Annotated in this window: 24 protein-coding genes, 2 other RNA genes and 1 pseudogene; 8 read left to right on the top strand and 19 right to left on the bottom strand. The window is 44.1% G+C overall.

The annotated features are described in order from the left end of the window. The first annotated feature begins 67 nt into the window (after positions 1 to 67). Complete coding sequence (locus tag AB8599_RS04350; protein ID WP_407332562.1) at positions 68 to 1,216, top strand: iron-containing alcohol dehydrogenase; 1,149 nt, start codon at positions 68 to 70, stop codon at positions 1,214 to 1,216. A 126-nt stretch (positions 1,217 to 1,342) separates the two neighbouring features. Here AB8599_RS04350 and AB8599_RS04345 read toward each other — a convergent pair whose 3' ends face one another. Then, the gene (locus AB8599_RS04345) at positions 1,343 to 2,248 is read right to left on the bottom strand and encodes a YeeE/YedE thiosulfate transporter family protein (RefSeq protein ID WP_407332561.1); all 906 of its coding nucleotides are present in this window, start codon (positions 2,246 to 2,248) and stop codon (positions 1,343 to 1,345) included. Positions 2,249 to 2,622: 374 nt separating this feature from the next. On the opposite strand from AB8599_RS04345, the gene AB8599_RS04340 reads away from it, so the two are divergent. The 3 genes from AB8599_RS04340 to AB8599_RS04330 all read left to right on the top strand — a co-directional run bounded on the left by AB8599_RS04340 (position 2,623) and on the right by AB8599_RS04330 (position 4,030). After that, complete coding sequence (locus AB8599_RS04340) at positions 2,623 to 3,108, top strand: VOC family protein (protein WP_407332560.1); 486 nt, start codon at positions 2,623 to 2,625, stop codon at positions 3,106 to 3,108. 229 nt (positions 3,109 to 3,337) lie between these two features. Next, positions 3,338 to 3,478 carry a hypothetical protein gene (locus AB8599_RS04335; protein ID WP_407332559.1) on the top strand — a complete coding sequence of 47 codons (141 nt, stop codon included), beginning with the start codon at positions 3,338 to 3,340 and terminating at the stop codon, positions 3,476 to 3,478. Between the two features lie 63 nt (positions 3,479 to 3,541). Then, positions 3,542 to 4,030, top strand: a complete 489-nt coding sequence (locus AB8599_RS04330; protein WP_407332558.1) for a hypothetical protein — start codon at positions 3,542 to 3,544, stop codon at positions 4,028 to 4,030. A gap of 167 nt (positions 4,031 to 4,197) precedes the next feature. On the opposite strand, the gene AB8599_RS04325 is transcribed toward AB8599_RS04330, so the two are convergent. The 10 genes from AB8599_RS04325 to AB8599_RS04280 form a co-directional block, all read right to left on the bottom strand. Beyond that, positions 4,198 to 5,451 (bottom strand): Y-family DNA polymerase, encoded by a 1,254-nt coding sequence (locus AB8599_RS04325; protein WP_407332557.1) that lies wholly within the window; start codon positions 5,449 to 5,451, stop codon positions 4,198 to 4,200. Then, positions 5,439 to 5,846: a translesion error-prone DNA polymerase V autoproteolytic subunit gene (umuD, locus tag AB8599_RS04320; RefSeq protein WP_407332556.1), complete on the bottom strand. Its 408-nt coding sequence runs from the start codon at positions 5,844 to 5,846 to the stop codon at positions 5,439 to 5,441. The genes AB8599_RS04325 and umuD overlap by 13 nt, the downstream gene beginning before the upstream one ends. 465 nt (positions 5,847 to 6,311) lie before the next feature. Continuing rightward, positions 6,312 to 6,881, bottom strand: a complete 570-nt coding sequence (locus AB8599_RS04315; RefSeq protein ID WP_407332555.1) for a hypothetical protein — start codon at positions 6,879 to 6,881, stop codon at positions 6,312 to 6,314. Positions 6,882 to 7,764: 883 nt separating this feature from the next. After that, positions 7,765 to 8,343, bottom strand: a complete 579-nt coding sequence (locus AB8599_RS04310; RefSeq protein ID WP_407332554.1) for a hypothetical protein — start codon at positions 8,341 to 8,343, stop codon at positions 7,765 to 7,767. A gap of 43 nt (positions 8,344 to 8,386) precedes the next feature. Further along, complete coding sequence (locus AB8599_RS04305) at positions 8,387 to 9,313, bottom strand: hypothetical protein (RefSeq protein WP_407332553.1); 927 nt, start codon at positions 9,311 to 9,313, stop codon at positions 8,387 to 8,389. 149 nt (positions 9,314 to 9,462) lie between these two features. Next, positions 9,463 to 9,559: signal recognition particle sRNA small type (ffs, locus tag AB8599_RS04300), an RNA gene on the bottom strand. Positions 9,560 to 10,063: 504 nt separating this feature from the next. Further along, entirely contained in the window at positions 10,064 to 10,666 is a 603-nt protein-coding gene (cas6f, locus tag AB8599_RS04295) for a type I-F CRISPR-associated endoribonuclease Cas6/Csy4 (RefSeq protein ID WP_407332552.1), read from the bottom strand. Continuing rightward, positions 10,663 to 11,700 carry a type I-F CRISPR-associated protein Csy3 gene (gene csy3 / locus AB8599_RS04290; protein WP_407332551.1) on the bottom strand — a complete coding sequence of 346 codons (1,038 nt, stop codon included), beginning with the start codon at positions 11,698 to 11,700 and terminating at the stop codon, positions 10,663 to 10,665. The genes cas6f and csy3 overlap by 4 nt, the downstream gene beginning before the upstream one ends. Positions 11,701 to 11,709: 9 nt before the next feature. After that, entirely contained in the window at positions 11,710 to 13,773 is a 2,064-nt protein-coding gene (locus tag AB8599_RS04285; protein WP_407332550.1) for a type I-F CRISPR-associated protein Csy2, read from the bottom strand. Between the two features lie 2 nt (positions 13,774 to 13,775). Next, positions 13,776 to 15,011, bottom strand: a complete 1,236-nt coding sequence (locus AB8599_RS04280; protein WP_407332549.1) for a TniQ family protein — start codon at positions 15,009 to 15,011, stop codon at positions 13,776 to 13,778. Between the two features lie 698 nt (positions 15,012 to 15,709). On the opposite strand from AB8599_RS04280, the gene AB8599_RS04275 reads away from it, so the two are divergent. Further along, positions 15,710 to 17,662 carry a DUF4365 domain-containing protein gene (locus AB8599_RS04275; RefSeq protein ID WP_407332548.1) on the top strand — a complete coding sequence of 651 codons (1,953 nt, stop codon included), beginning with the start codon at positions 15,710 to 15,712 and terminating at the stop codon, positions 17,660 to 17,662. A gap of 200 nt (positions 17,663 to 17,862) precedes the next feature. Here the strand turns inward: AB8599_RS04275 and AB8599_RS04270 are convergent. Continuing rightward, a pseudogene (locus tag AB8599_RS04270) lies at positions 17,863 to 18,008 on the bottom strand (transposase); the annotation flags it as partial. 100 nt (positions 18,009 to 18,108) lie between these two features. Here AB8599_RS04270 and AB8599_RS04265 point away from each other — a divergent pair. Both AB8599_RS04265 and AB8599_RS04260 read left to right on the top strand, forming a co-directional pair. Continuing rightward, positions 18,109 to 18,573 (top strand): hypothetical protein, encoded by a 465-nt coding sequence (locus AB8599_RS04265; RefSeq protein WP_407332547.1) that lies wholly within the window; start codon positions 18,109 to 18,111, stop codon positions 18,571 to 18,573. Further along, complete coding sequence (locus AB8599_RS04260) at positions 18,573 to 19,622, top strand: serine/threonine-protein kinase (protein ID WP_407332546.1); 1,050 nt, start codon at positions 18,573 to 18,575, stop codon at positions 19,620 to 19,622. Before AB8599_RS04265 ends, AB8599_RS04260 begins: the two co-directional genes overlap by 1 nt. A 417-nt stretch (positions 19,623 to 20,039) precedes the next feature. Here the strand turns inward: AB8599_RS04260 and AB8599_RS04255 are convergent, their stop codons facing one another. The 6 genes from AB8599_RS04255 to AB8599_RS04230 form a co-directional block, all read right to left on the bottom strand. Continuing rightward, complete coding sequence (locus tag AB8599_RS04255; RefSeq protein ID WP_407332545.1) at positions 20,040 to 20,342, bottom strand: helix-turn-helix domain-containing protein; 303 nt, start codon at positions 20,340 to 20,342, stop codon at positions 20,040 to 20,042. A gap of 92 nt (positions 20,343 to 20,434) precedes the next feature. Next, the gene (locus AB8599_RS04250; protein WP_407332544.1) at positions 20,435 to 21,466 is read right to left on the bottom strand and encodes a TniB family NTP-binding protein; all 1,032 of its coding nucleotides are present in this window, start codon (positions 21,464 to 21,466) and stop codon (positions 20,435 to 20,437) included. Further along, on the bottom strand, positions 21,456 to 23,336 hold the full coding sequence (locus AB8599_RS04245) for a transposase (protein ID WP_407332543.1): 1,881 nt from the start codon (positions 23,334 to 23,336) through the stop codon (positions 21,456 to 21,458). The genes AB8599_RS04250 and AB8599_RS04245 overlap by 11 nt, the downstream gene beginning before the upstream one ends. Then, positions 23,333 to 23,959, bottom strand: coding sequence for a Tn7 transposase TnsA N-terminal domain-containing protein (locus AB8599_RS04240; RefSeq protein WP_407332542.1), 627 nt, complete (start codon positions 23,957 to 23,959; stop codon positions 23,333 to 23,335). The genes AB8599_RS04245 and AB8599_RS04240 overlap by 4 nt, the downstream gene beginning before the upstream one ends. Positions 23,960 to 24,089: 130 nt before the next feature. Beyond that, an RNA gene (gene ffs, locus AB8599_RS04235) (signal recognition particle sRNA small type) lies at positions 24,090 to 24,186 on the bottom strand. A gap of 136 nt (positions 24,187 to 24,322) precedes the next feature. Then, positions 24,323 to 25,057 carry a hypothetical protein gene (locus tag AB8599_RS04230; RefSeq protein WP_407332541.1) on the bottom strand — a complete coding sequence of 245 codons (735 nt, stop codon included), beginning with the start codon at positions 25,055 to 25,057 and terminating at the stop codon, positions 24,323 to 24,325. 194 nt (positions 25,058 to 25,251) lie between these two features. On the opposite strand from AB8599_RS04230, the gene AB8599_RS04225 reads away from it, so the two are divergent. Beyond that, positions 25,252 to 25,563, top strand: a complete 312-nt coding sequence (locus AB8599_RS04225) for an MGMT family protein (RefSeq protein ID WP_407332540.1) — start codon at positions 25,252 to 25,254, stop codon at positions 25,561 to 25,563. Between the two features lie 47 nt (positions 25,564 to 25,610). Here the strand turns inward: AB8599_RS04225 and cutA are convergent, their stop codons facing one another. Beyond that, positions 25,611 to 25,949 (bottom strand): divalent-cation tolerance protein CutA, encoded by a 339-nt coding sequence (gene cutA / locus AB8599_RS04220; protein ID WP_407332539.1) that lies wholly within the window; start codon positions 25,947 to 25,949, stop codon positions 25,611 to 25,613. Positions 25,950 to 25,969: the final 20 nt, after the last annotated feature.

Genomic DNA, 25,969 nt, shown 5'->3' with positions numbered 1-25,969 from the left:
CAATGGCACGACTATGATCACAGCATATTCATCTGGCGAAACGCCACAAAACGCATGAGGCTCTCTAATGCAGTTTACGTATTCAAATCCAACACAAATTCACTTTGGCCAAGGCCAAATTGCTGCCATTACAAGCGCGATTCCAGCGCAAAGCAACGTGCTGGTGATTTATGGCGGTGGGTCAATCAAAAAAAATGGCGTTTACGATCAAGTGAGCAAGGCGCTTAACGGTCATACTTGGCTCGAATTCTCAGGCGTTGAGCCAAATCCAACCAAAGAAACCTTGGACAAAGCTGTCGCGATTGCCAAGCAAGAAAACATCGACTTTATTTTGGCCGTGGGTGGCGGCTCGGTGGTGGATGGCTCAAAATACGTTGCTGCTGCCGCACACTACGCAGGCGATGGCTGGGACATTCTTACTGGTCAATACACCATTGAAACTGCCTTGCCGATTGGTGCAATCCTGACGCTGCCAGCGACAGGTTCAGAGTCAAACCCGGCAGCCGTGATCACCAAAGCAGAAACCCAAGACAAACTGCCCTTCATGCACCCAAGCGTTCGCCCGCAATTTGCCGTACTCGACCCTGACGTGATGAAAACCCTACCAGAGCGCCAACTTGCGAACGGTATTGCAGATGCATGGGTTCACACCTGTGAGCAATACATCACCCGTCCAACTGGTGCCATGGTGCAAGATGGCTACGCAGAAACCCTATTGCGCACACTAAAAACCTTAGGCGAGCAATTTGATGAGCGTGACAACGACGCATGGCGCGCCAACCTGATGTGGAGTGCTAACCAAGCGCTGTTTGGTTTGATTGGTAGCGGTGTATTGCATGATTGGGCAACGCACATGATAGGCCATGAGTTCACTGCCCTGTGGAATGTCGACCACGCCCGATCTCTGACCATTGTTCAGCCTTCGTTGCTGCGTAACCAAATCGAAAGCAAACGTGCCAAGCTCGAACAAATGGGCCGCAACGTATTTGGCCTCACCGACAGCGAAGATTTGGCAGAACGCACCATTGATGCCATTGAAGCTTTCTATCGTCAGCTTGGTTTAGAAACTCAATTCACCGCGCACGGCACAGACAAAGAAACAGCCATTAACGCCGTCATGGAGCAGCTTGCCAAACACGGTATGACTGCATTGGGCGAAAACCAAGCCATTACCCTAGAGAAAAGCCGCGAGATTTTAGAAAACGCCATCGCGTAGAGTTGTCGATCTGAAACGGACCTAAATAATCGTTTCCACCATCAAGGGCTGACTATTTTAAGCAGCCCTTTTCTTTTGGCTTTTAATCAATCAATGATGGCGAATGAAGAGAAGCAGAAAACACGATTATTTAAGTAACCGTGGCAGCTTAATGCCCAATACAATGCCAAGCAGCATACTCAAGACAGAAACAAAACCATGAGGAGAAAACGCAGGAAGAGAAAGCATCAATTGACTGTCATTCCCGCCCCCCGCGATAGATGCCCCACTTCCCATCATCACTCCCGCAATAAGATGATATCCGTACGCAGACATCCCTTTCACCTTCCAATGAAACGAGCGTGTTTTCAGGGCTGCTGCCACCATCCCTCCGACCAAAGCAACCAAAAATAGGGTACGTTCTGTCGAAGGCCAACGGGCCGCATCTACTTGCCAAAATGAGGAACTCATATCAAATAAATAGCTACTCGGTGTCCATTTAGGTTCATAGAGAAACGTCAGGCTAGCCATTAACCCTATCATCAGCATACTGAGCCACAAACGCGTATTCATCATACGAACAAAAGTCCCCCCCACAATCACCAACAGTGAAAGAATCATGAGCACCATGAAATGCGCACTAGAAGGGATTGAGGCAACACGAGAAGGAAAATATCCAGAAAAGCCAGTCAGCAAAAACCAACCAATAAGCCACCCAAACACAGTGGCGATCATCAAGGTATCGCCGCGGGAAAGCTTGCTGATTGTTGACACACCGCAACCTGAATTCAGTGCCGCACCAAGACCAAAAATCACACCGCCAAAAAAGGCAGTCCATTGCACCTCATAAACCTTAAACGATACATCAATCGTAAGCAGATCAGCGACGAAGAAAGACACCCAGCCCAACACACCACTGAGCAAGATTGATAAAAGAAATTGCGGGCGCTTGTCCAGCGCTTCATTAACGCCCCGCACCATACAAAGCCCGGTTGTCTGTGCAAGATAGCCAAGAATAAACAAGAAAAGGGAGACAACAAAAAAGAATGACACTGTCAGTGTAAACCTTCATAAACCGAGCAATATTGCGTAAGTATAGTTCGCTTTAATTTCCCAAATTGGCTCAAAGTTTAGAGACAGAACAATAAGCTAAAGCGGGAGGATAAGATTTTCAAAAGGTACATTACCATTACTTACTTTTTGTGGCTAAACTCCGCCTCTATTGCATATCAAAGCGAAGGGGAAGACACAAATAAGCTGATGCTTAACGTCAACCCCTATGTCAACGCAACATGCACCAAGCGACCGCTTATAAATTAAAATTATTAATTTAATAATTATTGATAATTTTTACCCACACCTCAGCCGCCATATACTCATCCCATCGAAACAAGAAACACCTTAATCAAACGAATTGAGAGCACATTATGAAAATGAATCACATTGGTATCATGGTTGGCGACATGGACAAAGCCGTTGAATTTTACACCAAAGCGCTTGGCCTCAACGTGGTGATGGGAAACACCAAAGTCGAAGAAGAGCGCGAGACCGCCATTGGCAGAATGTGTATTGCCGTATTTGGTGAAGGCTTTAAAGGCTTCAACATCGCGCACCTCGTTACTTCAGATGGTATTGGTGTTGAGCTATTTGAAATGAAAGAGCGCGAAGAGCGCCACGAGGTTGATTTTAAACGAATCGGCATTTTCCATTTCTGCCTACAAACTGACGATTTTGAAGGTGTTATCGAAAGAACCGAGCAGTTTGGCGGCAAAGTAAGAATGGACATCATGCGTTATCATCCAGAAGATGACAGCAAACCTGCCCAAATGGTTTACCTCGAAGACCCGTTCGGTAACCTGTTTGAACTTTACTCGCACACGTATGAAGAAACTTACGCCTCAGACTATGAGTAATAGGCAGCAAAAAAGTAAGTAATCACTTCCAACAGAAAGGGCTGGCCAATTTGGTTGGCCATTTTTCCATTCCAAGTATTTATCTGCAGGCATACCCACACACCACGTATTGACTTCTCCACAACAAGTCGCCTTTTGTGTTTGCGTTTAAATACACTTTTCGAACATTGCCCCCTCTTTCAATATCCCGTTATTAACCTCCATCGCCCTAAGCGCGTAAGGACAACAAATGAACGTTTTAAACTCAGGCAACACCGTGTTACGCGTTCTGTGGGAAGGGAATCCAATAGTGGGTTTCGATAAGGTTCACGAAGTCGGTTTGGCGCTGTTGTTGAGAGGGGTTATCCGGTGGACAATCAGTTTTAGCTAGTAAACGCCCATTATCATGACGTTATGCTTTTTGGTGACTTAAGGATTAGTTGAGAGAGTAAATATGCCATTTACACCTTTGCATATGGGGCCTGCGTTAGTTTTGAAATCAGTGGCTAGTGCAAGTTTTTCGTTGACTGTTTTTGGCTGGTCTCAAATAGTCATGGATATTCAGCCTTTAGTTGTGATGCTGAGTGGCTCTGGAGAGTTGCATGGTTGGAGTCACACAATTGCCGGTGCTGCTTTGCTGGGTTTGTTATCAGCAATAACGGGGAAGTATCTGAGTGAAGTTGGGTTGGCTATTATTCGGTGGCAGCGCTTTCTTCCAATAAAGTGGAAAACTGCATTTCTAAGCGCCTTTCTAGGAACATATAGTCATGTTTTTATTGACTCAATAATGCATGTTGATGTTTCACCATTTTATCCCTTATTTGATGACAATCCGTTTCATGGCATGGTGAGCACGGCTACGCTTCATCAAATATGCATAGCGAGTGCTGTTATCGGTGGGATTATTTGCATTGTTCGTGATAGTAAATCAAAAAAAGCATAATCGGGCAGCCAGAGGTCTCTAAGCTGCAACAGACACTTTATTCGGGTGTTGAGCAAGCCCGTCGCTGTGTGTCTATTTCTCCGCTTCCCCTTCGATTCAATGACCACCATTTGCCTTATTCTGTTCGCCTTTCGGATGCCTCGTTCGTGTGACTTCGAAGAAGACCATCAGCAACTGATTACTGGCAGATCTCCCCATCGCGTTGTGTACTGGGGCGACAAGAACTCGCGCCGCATTCCCCACTTTGGCGATATGCCTTGCGCTGCCATAAAGATCGCTTCGCTGCCGTAGCGCTGGTTCAAACCATCAAACGCTTTCATCAGTTTTGCATTACCAGGCTGGCTGTTAAACATGTCCGGCTGAACGTGTTTGCCGTTGGCTAACTCAATCAACCCCACCCCAACCTTGTAGTACCTGACTCCTTCACGGAACAAATAGGGCACCAAGGCAGAAACAGCACTGGTGATAACGGCGGTATCATCACACGGGAACGCGAACCGATGGATTTGCTTAAAGCTTTTAGGGCTGTCGTCATTAGGGGAATTACCTGCGAATACCATCAAGGTCGAACAGACTGAACCTTGCTCGCGAAGCTTGGCTGCGGCAATGCCTGCGTGCTTACAAAGCGCTTGGCGTAAGCATTCCTCTTCCACAATCCGCTCCCCCATTGAGCGAGTCGAAAAGATTTGCTGTTTATCCGCCCTTGCGACGTCCCACCCTTTGCAAACCTCGCCATTCAATTCTCGGATGGTGCGCTCCATTTCAATGCTAAACTCTCTGCGCATCAAGGCTGGCACCTGCCGAGATAACTGAAGAGCGGTGTTAATGCCCTGACGTTTCAATCTCTCCGTGATCCGTCGTCCAATCCCCCAAATATCGCCGACATCCATTCGGGAAAGCACCGCCACGCGTTCCTGCTCATTGTCCAAAACACACACCCCCTTGTAGCCCGATATCTTTTTCGCGGCATGATTCGCCGCTTTGGCGAGCGTTAACGTTGTTCCCACGCCAACGCATACGGGCAATCTGCATTCTTTCCAAACCGCACGACGAAGTGCTTGAGCATGGTCACTCAAGTTTGGAATGGCGCGGCAGCGGTGGAATGAAAGGAACGACTCATCAATAGAGTAGATATGCTGTTCAGGCGCGAAACGCCCTATCACTTGCATCATCCGGTCTGACAAATCGCCGTAGAGTTCGTAGTTTGACGAGCAAACAATCACGCCTTTTTGTTCGCATTGCTGGCGAACCTGAAAGTAGGGTTTGAACTTTTCAATGCCTGCTTCCTTTGCCTGTCGGTTTGCTGCAACGACACAACCATCGTTATTTGATAGAACAATAACCGGCTTGCCTCGCCAGTCAGGTCTGAATACCTGCTCGGCGCTACAGTAAAAGGAGTTGGCATCAACTAACGCGAACACAGCAATGGACTCTGGCGATGGCAACGTATGGAGCGCACGACCACACCCTCAATCGAGAAGGTATCGTGCTGCGTGATGGGTACCGAGGAGTAACTATCGTTGGCGGATAGCAAGAGCCGACGGGTGACATCTAGCAATTTGCAGATAAACTCGCCATTTAGGTTCGCCACAATCACGTCACCATCCCTAGCGTTAACGTGCCGATCTACGATCAAAATATCGCCATCGAATATGCCAACCCCTTGCATAGAGTCACCTGACGCCTTACCAATGAAGGTGGCGCTAGGATGCTCAACAAGCAGCTCATCGAGGCTTAGTGGCAGCTGACGGTAATCCCCTGCCGGAGATTCAAAGCCAGTGATACCTGCGCTTGCAAAAATAGGGATAATGTTCATTAAATATACTGTTTATATATACAGTATTCATTTTAGCGCTTTTCGTCTTACAAGCAAGATCCCGCTTTTCTGACAGCGCAATAAGTCACCAAGTCATGGCAATGAAAAATCTTTTTTTACGGGGGAATGAATCAATAGAAACGCTAACGTATTGAGGATGAAGCGAAACGAGCAACTTAAGTAAACTCAAGCTTGGCGTGATTTATTTTTTGATTTTAAAAGCAGAACTGTTGCCAATACCATAAAGCTTCAAAGCTGTAACGTTAGATCAATGGGTTAGGAGATTTGCGACACCATAAGTTTGCAAGGTCTAACACCATAAATTTGCAAATTAGTTTTCTTCGAACCAAATCAAAATCACCAAGAAAGAAAGTTACAAATAAGGACTTTATCTTATGTATCAACCACCTAGCCTATGAGTGGTTCTTTATGTACCTGCCAGAACTCTTGCAGGTACACACTACCTTATCTGACCATTACTTTTTCTGATAAATCAGCATAAATTGAGCCTATGACATTAGAGATACGATCTCGCTCAATTTGGTCTTCCCAACTGCCAGCTATGGAAATCCGCCCATCCACACCATCTGCTGTGACATATCCGCGGCTTGGATAAGCTCGAAATGAAACTGCGTCGCTTATATAACGCACCCAGTAGGCTTCACCCTGCTCTGTTGTACATTGCTTCCAATTATTCTGAAGAGATGAGCTGCTCTCAGACTTCTGAGCTTCAGCAGACTCTTTTTTCTTTGCATCTGCTTTCGCATCAACTGTCAGCCATTCGCCAATGAATCTCCCACCAATAGTTAAAAAAACCACAGATGACACTATTATCCAAGGGTGACTAAAAACGGATCCATCCATATTAGCGGTGATGACATAAGTCATTACTGCTATGGCAACCAGCCCAGCGCCAAACAGGGCCCATACCCACAACGAAGCCCTATCTTTTTTTAACCATGCTGCAATAGCTACCATTACGGCTATCACCATCAATGCCCATGAGTCCAGCCCCGAAAAAAAGTCGGCATTCATCCATTGCTCTCCATTTTCATTGTTTCACATTAAATAGTTAAAATGCTCTCTACTTCCACGCAGGAAGCCATTGTTAGTTTTATCAAGTGACAGGGCTGAAGAAACAGCCCTGATAGCCTTTAAGCACCTGAACGCACAAGAAAACACCACGTGTCGTAGCCGTAATCACGAGCATCTAGAAGCTTTTTTGAGTTTTTAACTCGTCTATAACGACAAAATACCCATTTAAAGCCTCTAGGTGCAGGTTTTCGTTTTTCCATACCACCACCAAAATCAATTTGGCAACTCAGTTCTTGGCAAACCCAAGGGCTAGCGCTATACTCAATTCGCCAAAACAAAGTATCGCTAAGGGTTTGTGGCTCGGTTGACGAGTTGCTTCACCTAAGCCTTAGAAGTCCTCATTTCAAAAGAATGGGGATTTCTTGTCTCTAGTCCACATTTTTGCATCCTGGTGAAGAGCGCCAGTGGGAAATCACATACTCTAGTTTGCCCTTCCTGCGTCTTACGTACGAACAAACGTGCACATCTTTGTTATTTTTCAACATTTTTTATCTCTCTATAGTTAACGATTTAAATTGCCTTCTTAGATCTGCTTAGTCCTCTCTTGTTCTATTCACCTCCTCTTGATTCTCATGATTTCTCATGATTTCTCATTCATTATTTTTAATGAACACTCAACTAAGAAGAAAACTCTTAAAGAGCTTCTTCATGCGCCTCGTTCACATAAAATTATGAACCTAAAGTCTTTTATGTGGCCCTAAGGCCAACTCCGGTTCATAAAATAAAATGAACCAAATCACTTTATTAGAGCTCTAAATCACGAGCTCTACTTATATAATAACACCAAAAACACTTCTGTGTCAATGTTTTTTGTGAACGAGATTTATTGCTTCTTTAACGGAAAGTAGTAGTACTCCACACCGCCTGACTCAGCAATACCTTCTTTGCGCATCAACAGTCCCGAAGTAACAAGCTCTTTTAGTTTATTACTAGCATTATTGATCTTTAAATCTAGAGATTCAGCAATGTCAGATGCCGCTACCCAGCCTTTATCCATTACAAAATCATACAAGGCTTGCTGCGTACGTTTTGGCTTAGGTCCAAGCAATTCCCAAAAGCCATTACATTCTGCATGAACTGGAAATGACAGCTTATCGGCTCCCGCTCGAATATTATCCAAAAGCACTTCATTCGCAACATGAGAAATAAAGAAGCCTTTCTTTCCAACATGTTCCAGTGCTTGACGAAGAAACGCTTCTCTTGGGAAAGAAGCATCAATTCTTCTAACACCTTCGAGTGAGATATCAAAGATATCCACCTCAGTTTTCCATGCGATAAATTCAGCTATTCCCTTTGCTACAAGTTGGCCATCTTCGACACCCCAACCGTCTTTTGTCCCGTCTGGGTTGGCATCGAAGTCCATAAAATCTACAAGTTTTATACGAGAAATTATCTGTTTCATGTTTTTTATTGAAGCAGAATGTTCCTTTTTTGGCAAGAAATACTTAAATTTTTGGAACTTCGAATGAAAAGGATATGTGCGTTCCTGCCATATCAGCGCAAGGTTTAAAGTGTGCAGATGCAAACTCGTTTCCAACAGGGGTTAGGTCGACTAAACACTTATCTAACCTAAGATGAAGCGAACCATTGTATTTTATGGCAATTTCAGCCATCCGGTTTAGCCCAGATCCTCTTTGGTCATTCTTTCGGCTCAAGCCATTGTTGAACATTTCTAACAAGAGAGTTTCGTCGCTACTATCCTTGAAAATATCATTTCGTTCTTGCAACCCCTGCCTCAAACTATTGAGCAGACCAACCCCCACATCCGCAATGACTATGTATATTTTTTGTGTTGTCGGATAGTGATGCATATACACAAACCCCGGAGATTGTGACTGACTATGCTGGCTAACATTATCGCAAAATTCACAAATAACTGTCTGAATATCGGTTAAAAATTTTTCACAATCTGTTTTAAGTAGTTCACTGAGGGCATCCGTCATTTGACCGGGAATTGGTCTGTTGTTGCGACTAACGACGGGGTCTACGGCTCGAATTTCGTGTAGGTTCACCGATTGCCCTTGAAAACGAATAGAAGCGGCTTCTCTTGAGCTGGGTTTTGTTGGGGTTACGGTGACTGAGGTGGGAAGATGAAGAAGAAAACCACACCTATCCATGAATGTGAAGCAGCGGCATTTTCCGCCAAGAAATACAAGCGACAAATCCGCCCCTTGATTTACAAGGTGGTGACACAAGCATAACAACTTTAGCTGAGCATCAGCCAAAAAACGGCAGTCTTTATCTATCTGTATTTCAATGAAATTTTCTTCGTGCGCACTAAAATTCGATATTTTATTCCCGTGAAGAACTTCTTCGATATCGACTTTATTGTAAAATCTACCAAGCTCTTTAAATCTTATGATATCTACCAAGTTCTACATTTTCCTCAGGTTGTATGCATTGACATACATATAATCTGAATATCAGCTAAAAGATCAAGATATTTATGTACCTAGGTATCATTTCTATGTCGTATTTAGTTACTCTACACGTCCCTTTTACGAACCTATGTAGGTGGAAACCCCACAAGCCAACCCTCGGCACCCGCTATCTGCATGCTGGCTGCTGCCTTCCGGCTCTGACCAATTACATACAGTCACGCTGCGAGGAAACCTATGGGGTTTCCATTGTTTCAAACAAACCAAAAATTTCTGGTATGTCGCTTTTCCATCTCTGCCTTGCGGCAGGTTTAGGTTCCAAGAGTGGGTTGCTAACTTCCTGATCTTATCTCAACCGCCTTTGCGGCAGGACACACTGACCGCCGACACCTATCAAGTCCCGGCATTTTCTCAGCTACCTGTACGGCAGGACACTTAATTCAGCGATTCTGGCTACCTCAAGCACATTTCTCAGCTACCTGTACGGCAGGACACCTCTCTGTGAATACGTGCGCGTACTTGCGAACTTTCTCAGCTACCTGTACGGCAGGACACGCCGTATATTTGGAAAACTTAACCGGAATATTTTTCTCAGCTACCTGTACGGCAGGACACCATTATCAAACGGCTATATTTGCAATTGAATCAGTCGATTAGCTCATTCGTGCCAATTAACCTCTTTTTGACGAACGCTCCGTAACCCTATGATTTTAATAGCCATAAACATACCAAGAATAAAAAGGGTTAAATCACAATACGAATATCGGGCACTGTTCCTCGATACGATTGATTGGTTGCCAGTCCATAGCCATTAAACTCTGCATCAGAAACTTCAGCGGCCTTTTCCTTTTGGACATGCAGCACAAATCGTTGTTGGGTACTCTGGCTATCCATGAGTATTCGATGAAACAATCCAATCGGCTGATTGCTTCCTATCCTCTCGGGATCAAATACTTCACCACGCTCTGCTGCTCGCCTTTTTGCTCTCTCAAGCCGTCTTCTTTTCTCGCCTGTAAACAGCTTGGCAATGCCCTGGTTTCGGTAAAACCGAACCTCTGCGGTATCTGCAGGCACTGGCTCTACATCAGAGACAGCAAACAGCCCTTGAGCAAGCATCATTGTGAAATACTGAGTTTGATGAAGCTGACTCAACCGCTGCAGATTGGAAGAGCAAAACATGATTTGATTGCCGAGGCTTTGCTCTGTCCATCTGGGAAACCCAACCCCAATACCACCAATGTGGTGAAAAACTAAGAAGTCATGCAGGGTTGAAATACATCGCCCCGCCAAAATCTCTTGGCTAGCCTGCTCTGGCAAATAAGTGATCACGAAGTAATAACGCTTCACGCCGACCTCGACTTCTGGAACAAACCGCCTTTAACCAAAATGGCCATCAGGTAGTGGACATCCGAGGGGATCTCATCGCTACTTTTCAAGCCTTCTAACAGTGCTGCTTTCTCATCGACACTCTTCAGTAGACTGTATGCGTCAATCCCACTTGAAGGGATACGGTGAGCAATAAGGTATTCTTTATCGCCTCCGTATTCATGCACCCGTAAACGCTTATCCGCTTCATCAGCCCACCAATCATCAATTAGCTGAATTGCGGCTCCTATTTTCTCAGCATTCAGGCTTGGCCAAATCTGACCATCTCCACTTCTTACCTTTGCGTATTCACGACCAAGGTTGGAACCGTCTTTAGAGTCACTGAACATTTGGCTCGGAAAGATTTCTTGCATGAACGAGGCTGAAACGTTCGCTTTGATATCGGCAAACCAAAATGGCTGTTCACCAGACAAGGCCGCCGCCAGTTCTCCGGTCAAACCGTTCAGCACTTTTTGGGAATCATTCTGCCAAGGCTCATGCCAATCAAGATGAAGAACATTATCGATTCTGTATTCGCTACCCGCAGATGTGGTTACAGCTATCGCGAGACCCATGCTTCGTTGATTTCGCCAGAGCCATTGGCCTAGCAGCAGGTTTTTACAATACCTCCGCGCTAACACGTCATACCCACCCGCTCTTTGATAAGCAGCAGCTAGACCACGAAGTACTTCACCCACACTATGACTGTTACAAACGAAAGGGCTCAAAGAGTTTGCTTCAACGCGCAAAGAGAAACGGCAAACAATTTTGTTTACCGTCGGGGGGACGTAACACGATTCTCTGCGAACGGGGTTTCCGAATGCTAAGTCCTGAGGTTGCAGATTCTTGGGTGAACCGCTTGGTTGGTAAGCTTCAGCGTAACTGCATTTCTGGCCGACAATTGCATCTTGGTCAATGGGCAAAGGCTTCATCGTGCCATCTGCTTCTTCGTAGAAAAACACGCCCTTACTTGGCCGCAGAGAACCTTGGTAAGAAAGCTGAGTGCAGAGTTCCATGATTCCCCCTTATGCTCTTCGCATTAGGATAGAACCGCCAACGACATCCATTTTCCAAAAACAGATCGCATTGAAATATTTCTCACCTTTAAGGCGAATATCTATGGGAGATTTACAAACGCAAAGCCCTATCAATGGCTCTGCGTAGGCGTGGCCAGGAGAAACACTATTTGGTCGTTCTGTGGGTTCTTCTAGCAATTGATAGCCCACCATAACAGGCTTCAAATCCTTATCTAACTCGGCAAGTTCGCAGAGACCCTCAAAAGATTTGGGAGTAGTTACAGAGGGGCAAACCCATCGACCTGCTGCTGGTAATCGGGAAACACGTTGATATAGGGACTGAGACGAGCGCAGTGAACACCAATCTTTCGATTCATAGAGCGACGGCGGTTGCAGCGTCCCGCCAGCGAAACGGGATGGCAGTGCAGCCTTTACCAATTCGACTAATTCATCACGAGACTCATGTGCCAAACAATCAGGGTTAACGCGTATCACTAAATCCATCACTACGTCGCAGTGTGTCGATTCGATGATGCCCGTTCGCTTTAAATGATCGCTCCGCTTTCTTTCTAGTGTCAGTCCTGGCAATTTCAATCCAGACACTGCTGAATACTCCCGTATATGCCAAGCAACACCAGTGAACCCTACCCTGTGATCAAGTAAGCTTTTGAGCTTTCGTTCATAAGCATGCACAAAACCCCAAAGCGCGGTCAGCGACGGAATGCCAACCAAGTAGGGATTTGCCAAAGATAACGCATCGAACACTCGAAGGTTTTCGAGATGGATAACGTCTATCGAAGATGTTTCCTTAGCATCATTTTTTTCACCAAGACCATTTAGAATCCATCGTAGTTGGTTTGATACCGGTTCTAGCAATTTAGGGTGATAGGCATATTCTGATTTGCTAAACCCTGCACTTTGCAACGTCTCATGAAAACGTTGATTCACTAAACGTAGCAATTTGCGGTTGTCAGCCAATGGCATATTAAGTAGTGAGCGCTCTGGTTCCGTTGCTATGATTTCATTATCGGCATCATTCTGGACGCTGTCCCGCCACTCCATGATGGGAAGAAGCCAATCAGCAAGACCTCGCCGTAACTGACGAACCAATGCAACGCGGTGCCTCCGACGTTGCCGAAGTGTCAGCTCCTTTTCCAGATGCGTCAGGCTATGCAAAACGCCCATAAAACGTTTGTTTAACACCGCACCAATGTTGAAAACAGGTTTACCAGACGCTACCTTCAACGCTCGGCTTTGGCTAAGCGTTCTCCGTTTATACTGCGAAATGAACAATGGATAATTGAGCACCGAGACGTTCCCGCCTTTTGATGACGTAAGATCGCCAACACTCGCGGGGTGTCCATGCGTTATCGTTCTAAATCGGCCAATTCTTTGTGTATGAAGCTGCTGGATCTGAGCTTGCACAGCACACGAAACAACAGGCGTTACGGCTAAATAATCATTACTCCAAGGAAAACGGACTTGCTTGGAATAGTCACTCACTTCTGTAGGGAAACGATCCGTGTTCATGGCCTGGTTCAGCAGATCCCGCCAACTATCGAACTGAGGTTTAGTGACACCCAAACCTCGAAACGCTTTTCGCCAAACTCCTTGATTGCGAACCACACACTCGGCCAAACAGGTCGACTCTCCTTCCCAAATAAAACTCGCACAAAATAGCTTGGCTTTGTTCACCATCGAAGAGTTATGAGACCACCCTAACCGACGTTCACAATGCGCACTACTCAATGCCTCACCATTAAGAGGTAACGCATCACAAAGCACTCTTTGCGCTTGGACTCGCGTATCAGGATATTTAACGTTGTGAGAATGAAGCCAGCGAACTTCCTGAATACATGACGATACATGATCATCGTCTTGCAGCAGTGCTTTTGCTGAAGAACGAGAAGTCAGTGATTCAACCTCAACGCGCTTTAGCGTCAGATTCAGTAAAACGATGAGTGCGAGAGTTTCCTCTCCTGTTACTTCAACCAATCCCGAATAAGCGGCGAACGCCATACGGAGTGCAACATCGGGTTCATCACTCTTAACTGCTTCACTCAGTGTTTTCATCATCACCACGCTGGAAGATAAACATCGCTGGCAAGATCGGTCTGCATTCTCGCAATGCCTAGCTCAATAACATTGCGAAGCCTGAATGCAGGTTTATGTGGTGGAATGGTCGTTTGTTGATGTGGCCTGTAAGCGAGTTTGAGAAAACCTTCTTGGTAGAGCCTGTCTACCTGCTCATAGCTTGTTGAGAGAAGCGCCGACGTTTCCGCCAGTGTCAAAAGAGTATCGCCAACATTGGCTTTCTTTGTCTTAGGGTTTTGCTCAATCAGGTTAGACAAGTACCCCACCACTTCACGAAGCACAAAGTTCTCTGAAAGCTGTCTTGAAGGCAAGCTGCTGGCATGAAGCAATACATCACCGAAGACCTTTCTAAACGACGTGTGGTTGTATTCGGTGTAACGGGCTGAATCCCACACATACAACCTCTCATTCATCGCAGAATGGAGTGACTTCGGCCATTGGTTGAAAAACTCAATGGCATTATAGAGACCATCGACATTAACGGTGTTATCAGGCTCTAGTTGCCCAACAAACTCCAAGTGATACCAGAGCAACGCCCCAAGGCGAGTAGATTGATTGCATTGTTCAAGTACGCAGTCATTGAGGCTATCCAGTTCACCTGCCATCAAACAGCTCAACGCGTTACGAGGTTTTCCTGCTTTAATGGTAGGTGCATTTCTAAGGTCAAAACCACACTCACACTCAGTGATGCTTTCACTGGTGCAGTAGTCAATCAATGCGCCACAACTAGGGCATGTATCAATCAAGTCCAGTTGATGTTTGTGGCATGCAGTGTAAGGAGTGAAGTGCCAGACTTGAGGAATATACGCATCTTCCTTTAAGCATTCGGGGCATATTGGCACTCCATTCTTTCTCACAAAGCAAAGAGGTATATGAGTTCCCTGCCGAAATACGGATGAATGCGAGAAACAAAAGCGAGTGCTGGAGCCAAGTAAGGCAAGCTGTAACAGGGGTAGTTGTGTATCGGCTAGATTGTCGAGCAAACGAAGAGCACGAACACGAAACCCGCTGCTTTGCACAGCGTGATATACGTTTACCGTCTTCAACTGAAGCGGGAATGCCCCAAAAGCCTCTTCGTCATGCTGATAAAGCCAGTCTTTAACAGCGCGACTAAGTAACTGATATAATTCAAAGTAGTTAGCTTGACTTAGACGAAGGAGGTAACCTTCGAGGGACTCATCTATCCGATGTTCAATTCTGACTGAAAGCTTAGACATACACGCCACACACTAAGGATTTCTTAGTAAAGAGTGGCCACTCTAGCGAGCAAAGTTGGATCATTTTTGAGAAACCTATGATGCCAAATCTCGCTATGAGACTCTAGATAGCTGCTTACTCGACGATTTTCCCATAAGGGCGCAGGAACGGATCTGCCCAAAATGGTTTGTGGTAAGTTGTGGTAAATGATTTACCACAACTTACCACAAATTGAGATACTGGTTAAAACACCACCAAAGCGTGTCAAACCGATCTGCTCTGACACATTTCTGCCCCTAAATGAGTTTCATCAATACTCCTAGCTTCTATTGTCAGCAAATTTGCATTAGAAAAAATTATAACGGGAATTTGCATATTGACATTTGATTCAAAAACACTGTCGCTATGATCAGCTTATCTCGTACATGACGTTAAAAAGTACGGAAGCGCCAAAAGTCAGATCTTTCGAACGAACTCGTTATTATCGGTTAAACACGGCTTAGCTACATTGAATTATCAACTTAGTAAAGTTTCAGGGAAGGTATGTCAGAAATCTGAACCTTCTCATTTTTCCAACGGAGATTTGTGGTGGTTGCTTATTTTTATGTGATAATTTAGGTGGTTATAAGGACATCATCAGGTGAGAAGCTACTAGAAAAGCAGCCTGTCGATTCATAAAGTGTAAGGCTTCCGGATTATCAAAATTAATGGATTTAGAATGAAACTCCCTAAAAGACATCGCAACCATCAGCTAGAAACTGAATCGGTAAGAGAACTTCAGTCCAAATTGCCATCTACTTGGGTATACAGAACCCCAACAGATGATTATGGTATCGATGGTGAAGTTGAAATATTTGACGATAAGGGTTTCGCAACGGGTCGAAAGTTTTTGCTTCAGCTTAAAGCTACTGACGAAGATAATTTAAACAAAGCACTAAAGTTGCGACTGCCGGTGGAAAAGGCAAATTACTTTGACAGTCTAAACTTACCCGTTTTGGTTGTTAGGTATTTAGCTGTAAGCAAGAAAATTTATACTAGATGGTTTCATTCTTTTGACCCTTATTGGGAATCCACAACTGAAAACAGCTTGGCTTTTAATTTCGATGAATCAAATGCCTGGTTTGAAGGGCGCGAAAAATCTATAGAGTCAGAGCTAAATGAATACTTATCCTTAACAGGAAACAAGTACCCTTTTCCGATTTCGCTGCCAATGTTTTTTACACCTGATTTCCCTTTAGCATCAGAAGCAGCAAAGCTGACCGCTCAAATTATGAGCATGTCGGATAATTACAATGACATTCTAGATATTAGTTTTTCACCAAACAATAATGAAAAACCTCCGAGCTACGTTATCTTTGATAGTGAGAAGTTACATGTTGTTCTAGCAAATAGAACTGGATCATGCTTGCACTTTAAAGATGGTTTGAGCGAAAAACTTCGGGATAACATTACGAGTGACATTTTTGTAGCAATCGGCCTAGGTTTGTTTTTCAGAGGCTACAGGGTTGAAGCTGGACGCTTGCTTTCAGATAACATCAAAGCATCGACGCTAAAGCATGACATAAAAGTGATATCGGCAGTTATTGCAGGTCTTATTCAAGCCAGACAACATGAACAGGCATTAGAACTAACGGAAGATTTATTCAGTAAAAACGAAGGAATAAATGCAGCACAGGCCGCTTTAATGTCAATCATTAAATGTTATGGATCTATAAAGGCTTCGGATAAAAGTCTGTTGTCTAAATCACTTTCCCAAATTAGTGACTCATTGCAGAAGAGAGACATAAATGAAATAGCAGCAGTCGTCGAATATAACCATGCCAATATATTGAGAGCAACAGGCGACAAACTTAAAGATGCCTTAAAACACTACAATAACGCTGCCAAGCTTTTTCAAGGATATAAAGAGAGAAGCTATTGGCTATCAGAAGTGGCTAGTTGTCTTTTCTTACTTAAGCGTTACCGCTACTCGTCTAAGTTTTATAAAGCATCAATTGATGCAGAGTTTAGTCTACATGTGCTTGGTCTATATGCCGACTCTTTGATGTATTCAGGCAACTTTAGAAAATCACTTAATGAATTTCATCGTTACTTTGAAATTGATGATACTGATAACTTTGATTCTGAATGGCACCTGAAAAGTATTTGCTTACAAGCGATCGTTGAAACATTAGGCGTTGAAGAACAGACCCCTTTTCGTGGAGAGTATGATATAGAATCACTAATTAGGGGTGATGAAGAGAGTTTTATTTCTCATTTAAAAGAGAAGGATGTGCTGTGCGGAGAAGTTTGGTTCCATCTAGCAATTAGTTTGACGCATGAAGATAGATTTGAAGATGCGGTTATATGTTTTCTAATGTCTGGTTTTTGTGAGCATTCACAAATGGAAGCGTGGGGCAATGCACTAAGCTGCTCCTTTCAAACAGAAAACCGAGGAATGTCAGCGGCTATCATGAAATGTGGCTATGACAAATTCGGGCAAGATTTCATTCTTTTCTTTACTGAAACAAGACCGTTGAATGATGATTCCGATCCGGTAGAAGCTCAATTAAAATTAATTGAGTTAATGCAGTTTCTTAACGAAACAAAGTCGGCTAGTTCAGGTTTTGAAGCCCGCATACACCGGCCTGAAGGAGGATATGATAAAGTCATTACTAACGAAAAGGCCTAGCAGGTTGTTGAACTCGGGAAAATTACTCGCTTCGCTCCCAATTTTCTGGAGAACAAGATGTTGATATTTTTCTATACGTGAGCGGTTCTTCTCCGCTTAGGTGAGTTTGATATTTGGGTAAAAAGTTGAGTGGGTATCAGGGACCGATGTTTGTCTGATCTTCAACTTAAAATAGCTCCTGAAGAGATCATTACAGTTTCAAGTTTTCTGCCAAGTTTGGTTAAGGTTAAATCAGCACCATTGAGGACACTTTTGGGGTGGCAACTATAAGAGATCTAAGTCGTTTTTTGTGAATGTCAGGGCATTGGTCTTCAAGAGTTTGCTGTAGAATTTGAATGTCGCGCATCTACTCATTGTTTTTGCGAGAAATTATGAGGGGATTCGCGAGAGTTTGGCGTTAGGGCTTTCAAACCGCGTTAAGATAAAAATAAAATGGACGTAATTAAATGAAAATTCTTGGGATTAGGGTTGAACCAAAAAAAACAACATTTGTTGTTATTAACTGTGAAGGAGATAACTTTACAATCATCAATAATGAATGCATTAAAGTTCCAGCAGCACTGGATTTTCCTGAAAAGTTGAAATATATAAGAAGCTGCGTTTTGGATATTTTAAGAGAGTATACAATAAGTATTGCTGGCATAAGAATAGCTGAGAGTAATTCTCAAAACTTAGATGTAACTAGGCTTCATATAGAAGGTGTCATACAAGAGGCGTTTGCTAGCAGTAGTGTTAACAAGTATTTCACAGGTAGAAAAACATCTATTGCATCTAGATTAAATATGAAACCTAAGCAGTTAGAATTGATTATTAAAGGTAGTAATGGTTATGAATTGTTAGGTCACTGGGAGTTGCTAAAAAATAATAATGCAAGAGAGGCTGCATTAGTTGCAATGGGGGCTTTAGCATAATGTATCCATATCAGAAAGCACAAGTATCTTTTAAAAAGATTGAAGAGATTGGGCAAGAAGGACAAAACTCAAAAGTTTATCGTGTTCATGATGAATATCTCGATGCTGAAATGGTCATAAAAGAAGTCGAGAAAAACGATAACTTCTCTGCTGCTGATTATTTTTCAGAAGCCAGAACTTTATATCGTAGTAGCCATCCATATGTTGTACAGGTTAGTTACGCCTGTGAAGATGCTAAAAAAATATATGTGGCGTCACCATATTATAAAAATGGTTCACTTAAGCGCCTTATGTCGACAAGGTTTTTAACGACAAAGGAAATTATTCGTTATTCAACACATATTCTTAACGGCTTACATAATGTTCATTCGAAAGGATTAATTCATTTTGATATTAAGCCTGATAATGTTCTGATTTCCAATCGCAATGAAGCATTGCTGGCAGATTTCGGATTGACAAAAGTTATGGATAAAGAAGGTGTAGCGAAACAACCTAAGTTATACGTTAAGCAATTTCCTCCAGAGGTATTTGGAAATCGAGAATGTGAGTTTGACAATAGGTTTGATATCTATCAAGTTGGTTTGACTATGTACAGAATGTGCGTAGGTGATCAAGCTTTTGATGAACAATTTTCTGTTTACCAGACAGGCCCGCAGTTTGGTCAAGATGTAATATCGGGTAAGTTTCCAGATCGTGAAGCATATCCATTGCACATACCTACAAAATTACAACGAACCATAAATAAATGCTTAAAAGTTAATCCAGGAGATCGCTTTGGATCAGCTATTGAAGTAGTAAACGCACTTGCTGATATTGATGGTTCCATACTACACTGGGAGTATAAACCAACTGAGACTCACCAAGTATGGGAGTCAAATGTTGATGGTGTCACTAAGACGATAAGTGTATGTAATGAAAGGAAATCAAAAGCTTATCGTAAAACAGGTTCGTCAGAGCCGAGAAGAATTACAGCATATTGTAAGGACGACATTACTGATACGGATATCATTAGGTTTTTAAATGATGAAAAAGAAATGCGGAAAAAGTAGTCAATTTTTAACTAGAGCAAGATTAGTTAATGACACTCGAAAGTCTCTTTCTCGCGATAAGTTACCAGAGCCAACGGAAGACATGTTTGACTGTCTTTTAGGCTTTAAGCCGGGAGCAAGAGACTTCATTGACCTCTCCAAAACAGTCAAGCCCTAACAAAACAATCAAAGTGATGCGTTACATTCGGCATTATTGATATGGCTAGCCCCGTGTTTACGGTGCTAGCCTGTTCTTTATTGTGGTTGCCGTGCTCACTAGGACCGTGCCGACGTAGCGAAATCGGACCGAGTATTTAAGCCAGCAAAAACGCGCTTGCAATACTTGATCTAATCCAACATCTGCTTGATGCACAAAACCGCTAACTTAGAAATGTCCAATTTTAAGCCATCAAATTTTTCAACTCTAGCAGGCAATGATCAGAAGTCTGCCCGAATTTTATCCAGCAGCTCCTGCTGTTTATTTGGGGAGAGTTTAGATGCTGCTAGTAGCAAAGCAGCCAACATATCATCGTCACAATACAAGTAAGCAACAGGCACACCAAGCTCATCAGCGAGTCTCTTGGCTGTTTGGTAATCTGGTGCATGCTTACCTTTTTCATACTGATTGAGGCGCGCACTGGCTGTGTTGGGATCCATACCGAGATTTATGCCTAACTGTTGTTGAGTCATACCTGCGGCTTTACGCGCAGCACGCAGTCTAGTTGGGAAAGGTGATTCCATAAATCTTCAGCTACTTAGGATAAGTAACTAAGATTCTCTTAGTATCACGTCAACAAATGTACTAAGGATTACTTAGGTTTAAAAGACCAGCACTACGCCTTTTTCTTTAGAAGCTCTTTTATTGGAATGTTTTTGCTGAACACCCTGTCGGTCAAAGCCTCGTCACTGCTCAATGCTTTGGGGTTGTAACCTGAGTATCGTTCAATTTCAGAAAGTCTCAGCTCATTGAAAGGAATATCAAACGGGTTCAGCTTTTTCGAGTTAAGCTTCGCGTAAGAATTTCGCAGTCGCTGCATGTCAAACTCACGCTCTCCGTCAAACACCGCGTCTTTCACTGCATCGTTTATCAAATGCCGTAACGCTCTCATTTCGCCTCTGCTCGCCGCAAATAGTCCAACGGAAATCTGTTTGGCTTCTAGCTTTGGTGGAGTATCAAACGGCATTTTCTTAGCCAAGCCTTTTAGAAACTGAATGAAGTGAATGGGGTCTTCCGAAAGCTTAAAGTAAGGAATAGATCGGCGGGTAACTAACCTAGACGACCACTGAGGCTCTTCAGCTATCATCTCAGCCCACGGCATACCGACAAGAATGATAGGTACGCCAGCTTCCTCTGAGATGTATTTGAAGCGATTCGCAATCGCTTGTCGCTTCTCTACTGATTTGAATTCGATAAGCTCTTGGAATTCATTGATAATAATGAGTTCTACTTGCTTCACTTTAAGCAGCTCGACAAGCGAGTAAGTCAGGCTGGAATCCGTCGTGATCCTTGAACGACCTCTGGCGGTGGTTCCGAATTGCCCAAGATCTTTGAGCAGTTGCAAAACCGTTTCTTCCAGCGTGAACTTACTTGGGATGCGGCTGACCAGCACTGGCAAAGAATCAAACTTACTGATGGGGTCAGATTGAAGTCGGCTTTGATAATGACGAATAAGGTGGGACTTGCCGCAGCCAGTATCACCCGTCAGTAACATGCATTGCTGATCACCACCAAGCAGTCGATTTTCTCTCAACCTATCGAAATCACTCATGATTTCTTTCAGCAGCGGATATTCAACAAAGCAATCCCAGAAGGCTTTGAGTTTGATGCTTTGCTCTTCCGTCATGCGCTTCACGTTAATACCCATCTAAGTCGCTGATCATGTCATCCCAATTGTCAAACAGCGTCTGACCCTTTTCTTTTTGGCTAGCGTCAGCTTTTTCAGGATTAGGTAACGCGACACTCGCTTTCCCTTCACTGCCAACGCCCGAGAACTCGGCTAACTTTCGCTGCCCTTTCATTCGTTTCTTTTTGCTGGGTATTAATTGGAAAGTTTCCTGATCTTGAAGCACTCTTTGGTGAATCGCCTGTCGCGCTTTCGCTAGGCTCAGCACATCAACACTGCCTTCAATGAATTTATGATGAGCGTGAGAAATGACTTGGTGATGGTGCCATGAAAGGTTCTTGGTATAGCCAATTGGATCTTCGCAAGGCACTTCCAAATACCCTTCTAATTCTTCGAGATAAACAAAGATTCGGGAGATGTCATCAGGGTCAATTTTGACCAATTTCTTGCGGCTGCTTTCGGTTTGAGGGTATCGCTTTCGATACTCAGACAAATCAGGTGAATCGTATCGCAGATGCTTGATTTTGAAACCGAGCCGAGTAAGTGTCGGCTGCCATTTCACTCCCATAACAACAGTGAGTTTGTCGATATCCTCTTGCGTCATCGCAAGTGGAGGAAAGTCATCATAACCTTGCTGCCACAACTTGGCCGGAATACGGGAGTGTCGAGAATCTGAATCTTGATGGTATACATCAATTATCCAACGATGAAATAACTCAATGAACGTAGAGAAGCGTATCACCGCGTCTTTCTCTGGGTTGTACTCTTCTTTTTCCAATACGTTCGAGAATGTCTTACCAGGGAAAGGGTCGAGAAATTTCTTATTGATAGTACCGAAAAGCCGTTCGATGAATGGCTTGAGCCACGGCTTTCTAACAGGGTTAAATTGAATATTAATACCCGATTCTAAGCATGCTTGCTCAAGGCTCTCACTCCAAAACTCTGCGCCATTATCGACAACTAACGTCTCGATTTTTCCGCTGCACGGCCAGTCGTTTTGGAAATCACTCGCGATGTTATCAAGGTAATCCTTTGGCTTTGTTGCGTGAATAATGGCTTTACTCACTGAGTCATAACTTGGTGCTCTATAGCCAAGATGAAAGCCGACAATGCAGGAACTGAACACATCAACGAGTAACGTTAAGTACGGGCGACCGAGCGGAACAAGAAGCTCATCATCAATCAAAATCAGATCGAGAGGTGTATGGTCAATCTCAACTTTCTCTAGAATGCGAGTAGGTGGTTTGTGCGCACTGAAATGTCCATACCACTGATCTGCCATGAATTTGCCATGCCTTGCGACAGCGACTTGATAGGGAGGAAGCTGCTTAATGCGTTTTTTGAAGCCAGAATAGGACAGTGGCTTTATTGTTCCTTCCACTACTCCTTCATTGTTGAGCAACACCTGATCTTTGTAATATTCATAGGCCGTTGTCATTGAAGGTCTACGAGCGTTTAAGAATCGCTCCAGCGCATCATGAAAAATTGCGCCATCACCGGTATTTTTTAATTCGTAATTACCTTTTCGATGATGCTTTGGAACCAACGCTGTGATCTTTCCACCCGACAATTCATAGCTTTTCCGCCAATCGCACACTACTCGGCTTTTTGGTGGGTCTGATTGGCCTGTTTCTTCAAAATGCTGCTGGATGAGCGGGTTAAGGTTTTTAGGTGTCCAGCCACCATTGAGGTTTTTATTGATAAAGGCGAGTAGCCGAAAGCGTTTGATGGCTTCTTCTTTCAGGTGTGCAGGATAGCTATCAAGATCTCTTTCTATCAGCTTTTGTGGTTCTTTGGATGGGGAACTATTTGGTCTATTTTCCGAACTCGATGACGGCGAAAATTCATTGCTGAACAGTGGTAGGCTATTGTCGCAATCGCTGGAGTTCATGCTCCAACCCACACCACGCTGTGCATACCAAATTTCTCTTTGTTCAGTTCTGCCTGCAATTGCCCACGTGAAATTAACGCCAGAGCGTTGGCTTTTAACTCTCCACTAGGGACATGAATCCGTTGTGATAGGTCGTTGATGGAGACTAACCCACTTGCTCTCACCACCTTTAGCAACTGTGCCTGAATGACATTTACGCCAACAATACCTGTATAGCGGTGCAACAATTTTAGATTATAAAGGACAGGGTTAACTCTGATTTGGTTATCTGTAACGAGGGAGAGAGGACAATTTAACGACTTCGCCATCTCCATTTTAGCAATGAATTTCTGTCGGAACTCATCACCTTCAATCTTGCTTAAAGGCTTTATTTCAAGAAATGCATCACGGCCATCGGCATAGCGAACCTTAAAGTCAGGCGTGTAAGGCAACCTTTTTCCCAAAAAGGGATAGTAAAAACCTTCGGGCTGCGCTTCGAAACTAACGATTTCTTTGCAATATTCGAGGTGAAAGCAGCTATCGAACTCAAGAGCTGACTCGACAGTAAGCACTGAATTGTTCTTTATACTTGCGAATTTAAAGAGGTTTTTTACGCGAGAGTGTTTGAGATTGCGACGATACATGGGCTTTTACCGCATGTTGTTTTATTACAAATAACTGTAGTTGTGCAATCTTATGGTGTCAATTTGCAGGCTTATGGTGCTAATTTGCAGACTTATGGTGTCAGAAACAAGAACGCTAGAAGGGTGGAAGCCTCCCCAGCCACATCCCGGCACACACGTCCCAAGCGGGGGCTGCTTCCTTCCGGATCTGACCCATTACACAAGATAGTGTTGCGGGAGGACCAAGGAGGCCTCCATAGATTCTTTTACCGAACAATTTCTTATGAAAGAAACCGTTGGTTCGAGCGCATTATGTGTGAACCCTAAGCCCATTGCAAGGGCTTATCTGGCTATCGTTGTTCAACTGGTGAGTTTTTGCCCGCCCTACTCTTCTTCGTTTTCCGCGTTGAGCAAGTAATCGCCTAACCATGCAATAGTCAGTGACAACAGCCACGCGACGAACACGGGGTTAGGCACGCTAAATTGCGGGAAAACAACGATGGTAGCAAAAGCAATGGCCGGTAAGATCACGCTAAGTTTGTCGCCCCGAGCTTCACCGCCAACACGTTGTAATTCTTGTAATGTTATCGCTAACACACTGCCACAAAACGCGAGTAATGCAGCCTGTAACCAGCCACCTGCCAGCAAGGCCAAAATCAAAAGCACTGGCCACCAGCTCAGGTTTTTTACTGGCTTCCAGAAGTACGCAGACACCCAGACGGTGATCACGCATAAGATTTGCAGCAAGGTGTAGCTCATGGCGCCGCCGAGTTTTTGATCCCCTTGCAAGGCTAATACGCCGCATTCCATGGCAATCACCACAGAAATAACCAGCAGTGATACTTGCCAGTTGCGCCGCTCTCCCGTGATGAGCACGAGTGCGGGCAGGATCATCCAAAGGCTTAACGAGATGGCAATAGGTTGGTATGGCATAAGTGCGCCAAAACCGATAAGCCCAATGGCAAGTAACCAGACAGCAATGCCGCCCGAACCAATAAAAAACAGCGCTGGGATTGCGAAAGCAATCAGCGGAATGTTGCCGTCGGCAATGGCGGCGGAGAGTGCCGCTCCAATAACCATGACAGCGGCGGTGACCATTAACATTGTCGCATACCACATAACCGCACCTCCTTGCGCCTTATGCTGACATCGAACCAATATCATCTTGGTGGGTTGTCTTTGTTTCTGCTTGTCCTTGAGAGTTATCTTCGCAGCGAAGAGAATCTGCTGCTTTCCTATCCACAATTTCTGTTCACAATTGATATGATGGCGAGCAATAACCCTTTTCTTTTTTCATTGTGCTCGATATCAATATGCCTAATTTTGACGATCAGATCTATGCGGTCTTGATACAGATACCCCAAGGAAAAGTAACAACTTACGGTGATGTCGCAAAAATGGCGGGCTTCCCGAGACATGCGCGTCATGTTGGCAAGTTATTAGGCTCCTTACCCAAAGATAGTCGTCTACCTTGGTTTCGGGTAATCAATGGGCAAGGCAAAATTTCGATGATTGGTGAACGCTTCGATCGTCAACGCGAAAAACTGCTGGATGACGGCGTTGAGGTAAAAGATAACGGCACAGTCTCGTTGCGACGTTTTCGCTGGGATGGGTTGCCAGCTTGAGAAGCAAACGCGCTGATGAAATGTCTTGGGCTTTTAGCTTTTAACTTTTAATTCGTTTCCTGATCGCAACTCTCGGTTATCCATCCTAGATACGCTTCTAGCCCTTGCTCAATTGGCAGTTGGATGATCTCCGGCACGTCGTAATCATGCAAACGGCATATCTCTAACTCTATCTTTTTGTAGAGCGATTTTTGCGTTTTGATCATCACTTGCTTTTCGGCATCTTCGGCGATTTTGCCTTGCCAATGGTAGTAACTTTGAATCGGCATCACTTGAACACAAGCGGCCAGTTTTTTCTCTAGTAACGATTCGATGATTCGCTTGCCGATATGCTCGTTGGCAAACGTGGTTAACACAACAATGTAGCCGTCTTCTGATGTTGTCATGGCTTACCCCCTCTCTCTTT

The organism is Enterovibrio litoreus, from assembly GCF_045679545.1.
Lineage (GTDB): Bacteria > Pseudomonadota > Gammaproteobacteria > Enterobacterales > Vibrionaceae > Enterovibrio.
This window is presented reverse-complemented; position numbering and strand designations above follow the sequence as displayed.

Coding starts and splice junctions, on each gene's coding strand:
- AB8599_RS04245 (WP_407332543.1), bottom strand. CDS start 23,336: ATGAACTCCAGCGATTGCGACAATAGCCTACCACTGTTCAGCAATGAA.
- AB8599_RS04255 (WP_407332545.1), bottom strand. CDS start 20,342: ATGGAATCACCTTTCCCAACTAGACTGCGTGCTGCGCGTAAAGCCGCA.
- cutA (WP_407332539.1), bottom strand. CDS start 25,949: ATGACAACATCAGAAGACGGCTACATTGTTGTGTTAACCACGTTTGCC.
- AB8599_RS04340 (WP_407332560.1), top strand. CDS start 2,623: ATGAAAATGAATCACATTGGTATCATGGTTGGCGACATGGACAAAGCC.
- AB8599_RS04285 (WP_407332550.1), bottom strand. CDS start 13,773: ATGAAAACACTGAGTGAAGCAGTTAAGAGTGATGAACCCGATGTTGCA.
- AB8599_RS04350 (WP_407332562.1), top strand. CDS start 68: ATGCAGTTTACGTATTCAAATCCAACACAAATTCACTTTGGCCAAGGC.
- AB8599_RS04330 (WP_407332558.1), top strand. CDS start 3,542: ATGCCATTTACACCTTTGCATATGGGGCCTGCGTTAGTTTTGAAATCA.
- csy3 (WP_407332551.1), bottom strand. CDS start 11,700: ATGGAACTCTGCACTCAGCTTTCTTACCAAGGTTCTCTGCGGCCAAGT.
- AB8599_RS04225 (WP_407332540.1), top strand. CDS start 25,252: ATGCCTAATTTTGACGATCAGATCTATGCGGTCTTGATACAGATACCC.
- AB8599_RS04240 (WP_407332542.1), bottom strand. CDS start 23,959: ATGTATCGTCGCAATCTCAAACACTCTCGCGTAAAAAACCTCTTTAAA.
- AB8599_RS04230 (WP_407332541.1), bottom strand. CDS start 25,057: ATGTGGTATGCGACAATGTTAATGGTCACCGCCGCTGTCATGGTTATT.
- AB8599_RS04265 (WP_407332547.1), top strand. CDS start 18,109: ATGAAAATTCTTGGGATTAGGGTTGAACCAAAAAAAACAACATTTGTT.
- AB8599_RS04335 (WP_407332559.1), top strand. CDS start 3,338: ATGAACGTTTTAAACTCAGGCAACACCGTGTTACGCGTTCTGTGGGAA.
- AB8599_RS04275 (WP_407332548.1), top strand. CDS start 15,710: ATGAAACTCCCTAAAAGACATCGCAACCATCAGCTAGAAACTGAATCG.
- umuD (WP_407332556.1), bottom strand. CDS start 5,846: ATGAACATTATCCCTATTTTTGCAAGCGCAGGTATCACTGGCTTTGAA.
- AB8599_RS04280 (WP_407332549.1), bottom strand. CDS start 15,011: ATGTCTAAGCTTTCAGTCAGAATTGAACATCGGATAGATGAGTCCCTC.
- AB8599_RS04310 (WP_407332554.1), bottom strand. CDS start 8,343: ATGAAACAGATAATTTCTCGTATAAAACTTGTAGATTTTATGGACTTC.
- AB8599_RS04315 (WP_407332555.1), bottom strand. CDS start 6,881: ATGAATGCCGACTTTTTTTCGGGGCTGGACTCATGGGCATTGATGGTG.
- AB8599_RS04260 (WP_407332546.1), top strand. CDS start 18,573: ATGTATCCATATCAGAAAGCACAAGTATCTTTTAAAAAGATTGAAGAG.
- AB8599_RS04250 (WP_407332544.1), bottom strand. CDS start 21,466: ATGGGTATTAACGTGAAGCGCATGACGGAAGAGCAAAGCATCAAACTC.